The 3,891-nt window shown below is 54.1% G+C and carries 4 protein-coding genes and 1 pseudogene; 3 read left to right on the top strand and 2 right to left on the bottom strand.

Annotation, left to right across the window (positions count from 1 at the left end):
• Positions 1–75: 75 nt before the first annotated feature.
• A pseudogene (locus HMPREF1028_RS15305) lies at positions 76–138 on the bottom strand (transposase); the annotation flags it as partial.
• A gap of 333 nt (positions 139–471) precedes the next feature.
• Here HMPREF1028_RS15305 and HMPREF1028_RS02710 point away from each other — a divergent pair.
• On the top strand, positions 472–1,740 hold the full coding sequence (locus HMPREF1028_RS02710; RefSeq protein ID WP_003776858.1) for an Nramp family divalent metal transporter: 1,269 nt from the start codon (positions 472–474) through the stop codon (positions 1,738–1,740).
• Between the two features lie 6 nt (positions 1,741–1,746).
• On the opposite strand, the gene HMPREF1028_RS02705 is transcribed toward HMPREF1028_RS02710, so the two are convergent.
• Entirely contained in the window at positions 1,747–1,893 is a 147-nt protein-coding gene (locus HMPREF1028_RS02705; RefSeq protein WP_036528920.1) for a hypothetical protein, read from the bottom strand.
• 90 nt (positions 1,894–1,983) lie between these two features.
• Between HMPREF1028_RS02705 and prfA the strand changes: the two genes are divergently transcribed.
• A complete protein-coding gene (prfA, locus tag HMPREF1028_RS02700; protein ID WP_009311243.1) occupies positions 1,984–3,060 on the top strand; it encodes a peptide chain release factor 1 in 1,077 nt (358 codons plus the stop codon).
• A 395-nt stretch (positions 3,061–3,455) separates the two neighbouring features.
• Positions 3,456–3,891, top strand: a 436-nt coding sequence (locus HMPREF1028_RS02695) for an FAD:protein FMN transferase (protein ID WP_009311242.1), incomplete at its 3' end; no start/stop codon positions are given.

The following is a 3,891-nucleotide window of genomic DNA, read 5'->3' as shown; positions in this document are numbered from 1 at the left end:
CCAAGTACGGCGTTGCCTCGCCTTAGCTCAAAGAGAACGATTCTCTAAGGTGCTGAAGCACCAAGTGAATCGGTTCCGTACTATCTGTACTGTCTGCGGCTTCGTCGCCTTGTCCTGATTTAAATTTAATCCACTATATAGACCGAACCGCCTGCCCACCCTAGCGTAGAACAGGTTGAATATTATAGTGAAACGCTAACAAAACCGCTATGGCGCGCTTGTCATCGGCTTCCGCCCATTTTCCAACACCTCCCTTTTAACACGGACAAACAGGAATAAAAAGCGATACAAGGTCGTCTGAAAAAGGTTTTTAGGCATAAAATTTCCTGAATATCCTATTTTTTTATTTGATTAGTATTTTTTATCCAAAATTCAGCATAATGTTTTCCAATATTCATCATTCGGGATTTTGATTTACGTTAAAATATGCCTTTTTTTGTGAAGGTCGTCTGAAAAAGACGGAGAGAATAGATGTCTGAACAACATACACACGCTTCGACTTGGAAAAGCAAAATCAATGCGCTGGGGCCCGGAATCATGATGGCTTCGGCAGCGGTCGGCGGTTCGCACCTGATTGCCTCGACGCAGGCGGGCGCGCTTTACGGCTGGCAGCTTGCGTTGATTATCATTTTGACCAACCTCTTCAAATATCCGTTTTTCCGTTTCAGCGCGCATTACACGCTGGATACGGGCAAAAGCCTGATTGAAGGCTATGCGGAGAAAAGCCGCGTTTATTTGTGGGTATTCCTGATTTTGTGCGTTATCTCGGCAACGATTAACGCGGGTGCGGTCGCCATCGTGACCGCCGCCATCGTCAAAATGGCGATTCCCTCGCTGACGCTGAATGTCGGCGCAATCTCCGCGCTGATTATGGCTTCCTGCCTGATTATCTTGGCAAGCGGACGCTACAAAGCCTTGGACAACGTTTCCAAAATCATCATCGTTAGTCTGACAATTGCCACAGTCGCCGCCGCTGCCATCGCCATGTCGCGCGGCATGCAAATGAAACCCGACTTTATCGAGCCTACCCCATGGACACTGGCAGGCTTGGGCTTCCTCATCGCGCTGATGGGCTGGATGCCTGCGCCGATTGAAATTTCAGCTATCAACTCTTTGTGGGTAACGGAAAAACAACGCATCAATCCTTCCAGCTACCGCGACGGTATTTTCGACTTCAACGTCGGCTATATCACCAGCGCAGTGTTGGCGGTCGTCTTCCTCGCCTTGGGCGCGTATGTGCAGTACGGCAACGGTGAGGCAGTGCAAATGGCGGGCGGCAAATACGTTGGTCAACTGATTAATATGTACGCCGTCACCATCGGCGACTGGTCACGTCCGATGGTCGCATTCATCGCCTTCGCATGTATGTACGGCACAACGATTACCGTAGTGGACGGCTACGCGCGCGCGATTGCCGAGCCGGTGCGCCTGCTGCGCGGCAAAGACAAAACGGGCAACGTCGAACTCTTTGCCTGGAACGTTTGGGTCGCAGGTACGGGCTTGGCAGTGATTTTCTGGTTCAACAGCGCAATGGCGGAGCTGCTCAAATTTGCCATGATTACCGCCTTCGTTTCTGCCCCCGTGTTCGCTTGGTTGAACTACCGCCTCGTCAAAGGCGACAAACGCCACAAGCTGACGGCAGGTATGGACCTTCTCGCCATCCTCGGCTTGATTTACCTGACCGGGTTTACGGTTTTGTTCCTGCTGAACCTGACAGGCATCTTGGCTGCACCTAAGTAAGCCCAATCAAAACAAAGGTCGTCTGAAAACCGGATTTTGGTTTTCAGACGACCTTTTGTTATGTATGGCAAAATGTTCAATCGAAGGGATGAACGTCAAACCGATAACGCAAAGCAAACCGACATCGCCGCAGCCCATCAGAAACCCCGCCATATCCTTTTGAATTTCCAACCAAACCCATTATAATAACGCCTCCTCGCGCCGTCGCGGACGACTCCCGGCGGCATTTGTTATGGAAGAATTATGAAGCCGTCTATCTTAGAAAAACTACAACAACTCAGCGACCGACTGGAAGAAGTCACCCACCTCCTCGGACAGCCCGAAGCCACGTCCGATATGGACAACTACCGCAAGCTCACGCGCGAACACGCCGAATTGACGCCCGTGGTCGAAGTGTTCCAAAACTATCAGCAGGCGCAAAGCGACTTGGCGGATGCCGAAGAAATGCTGTCCGATCCCGAAATGAAAGACTTTGCCGCCGAAGAAATCGAAGCGGCGAAAGCCAAAATCGACACGCTCGATACCGAACTGCAAAAACTGCTGCTGCCCAAAGATGCCGACGACGACAAAAATATCTTCATCGAAGTGCGTGCCGGAACGGGCGGCGACGAAGCCGCGCTGTTTGCAGGCGATTTGCTGCGCATGTACAGCCGCTACGCCGAACGCAACCGCTGGCAGGTCGAAATCGTTTCCGCCAACGAAAGCGAACTGGGCGGCTATAAAGAAGTCATCGCCCGCATTGTCGGTTTGGGTGCATACAGTCGTCTGAAATTCGAATCGGGCGGCCACCGCGTGCAACGCGTTCCCGCCACCGAAAGCCAAGGCCGTATCCACACTTCCGCCTGCACCGTCGCCGTCATGCCGGAAGCGGACGAACTCGAAGACATCGAGTTGAACCCCGCCGACCTGCGCATCGACACCTTCCGCGCATCCGGCGCGGGTGGTCAGCACATCAACAAAACCGACTCCGCCGTCCGCATCACCCACCTGCCCACCGGCATGGTGGTCGAATGCCAAGACGGCCGCAGCCAACACTCCAACAAAGCGCAGGCGATGAAAGTCCTCGCCGCCCGCCTGAACGACGCGCAAAAACGCGAAGCCCAAGCCAAAGAAGCCGCCGAACGCAAATCCCTCATCGGCAGCGGCGACCGTAGCGAACGCATCCGCACCTACAACTACCCCCAAGGCCGCGTGACCGACCACCGCATCAACCTTACCCTGCACAAGCTGGATTTTGTTATGGACGGCGACTTGGAAGAAATCACCAACGCTCTGATTGCCGAACATCAGGCAGAGCTACTGGCGGCAATGGGCGACTGATGGGGCGGTTGATGCTTGGTGCCAAAGCGTGAAGGCAGGCTTGATGGCGGGAAAACAAGTTCTGCCAAGACATATAGTGGATTAAATTTAAATCAGGACAAGGCGACGAAGCCGCAGACAGTACAGATAGTACGGAACCGATTCACTTGGTGCTTCAGCACCTTAGAGAATCGTTCTCTTTGAGCTAAGGCGAGGCAACGCCGTACCGGTTTAAAGTTAATCCACTATAAATCAAGCCTCAGCCGTCGCCCGCCGTCCTTTCCGTAACCATAAAAATCCTGTGTGGAAATGACGGCGCTCCTAAAAAGCCTTCCCACTCAAACGCAAGCCCGGATAAACCGATTCCACGCAGTCCTCCAACACCCCGCCCCTTTTCAGACGACCCATTCCAACCCATGAACACCCCGCTCACCCGCCGCCGTTTTTTCGCCATCGCCGCCCTGACTGCCGCCGGAGCAGCCGCGCCCTTCCTCCTGAACCGCAACCGCCCTGCCCCGTTACCAACTACCGGCGAGCCCGTCATTTGGAAAGGCATCGCGCTGGGTTCCGGCGCCGAGCTCCGCCTCTTCGGCGTTGACCGCAAAGAAGCCGAAATCCTCGTCAACAAAGTCCTCGCAGAAGTCGCCCGCCTCGAAAAAATCTTCAGCCTCTACCGCGAAGACAGCCTGATCAACCGACTGAACAAAGAAGGTCGTCTGAACAACCCGCCGCCCGATTTCCTCGCCCTGTTGAGCATCTGCCGCGACATCCATGCCCTGACCGACGGTGCGTTCGACCCCACCGTCCAAGTGCTGTGGAACCTTTATGCAGACCATTTCCGCCGCAACCCGC

Source organism: Neisseria sp. GT4A_CT1, from assembly GCF_000227275.1.
Classification (GTDB): domain Bacteria; phylum Pseudomonadota; class Gammaproteobacteria; order Burkholderiales; family Neisseriaceae; genus Neisseria.
The sequence above is the reverse complement of the archived record's forward strand: the minus strand, read 5'-3'. Positions and strand labels throughout refer to the sequence as shown.